Here is a 381-nt window from a genome sequence, read left to right on the forward strand (position 1 = left end):
CGAGCGCAAGAGCGCCTCGATCGCTCAACCACGCCAATTAATCGGCCGGAGCAGATGATGCCCACCTGCGAAGTTTATGTCGTCGGCTCGTACGGAGTTGCGTTTTGGATTGTGGGCGACGTGCCAGCGCCCGGCGAGACCCTGCTGGGGTCGGGGTTTGCCTTCGGAAATGGCGGCAAGGGCTCTAACCAGGCTATTGGAGCTGCGCGTCTCGGCGCCAGATGCAAACTGCTGGCGGGCGTGGGCGCCGACAAATTCGGTGACGAGGCAGTGCAACTCTGGCGCGCCGAAGGCGTCGACTGCTCGGCAGTGAGGCAGATGGTCGGGACACCGACGATGGCCGGGATCATCATTCTCGACGCTGCAGGCGAGAACCGCATC

The 381-nt window shown here is 63.5% G+C and carries 1 protein-coding gene; it reads left to right on the forward strand.

Annotation, left to right across the window (positions count from 1 at the left end):
• Positions 1-57 precede the first annotated feature (57 nt).
• Positions 58-381: PfkB family carbohydrate kinase (locus EN807_RS33070; RefSeq protein ID WP_246684515.1), on the forward strand; the 324-nt coding region annotated here is incomplete at its 3' end.

The organism is Mesorhizobium sp. M5C.F.Ca.ET.164.01.1.1 (assembly GCF_004792125.1).
Classification (GTDB): Bacteria; Pseudomonadota; Alphaproteobacteria; order Rhizobiales; family Rhizobiaceae; genus Mesorhizobium; species Mesorhizobium wenxiniae.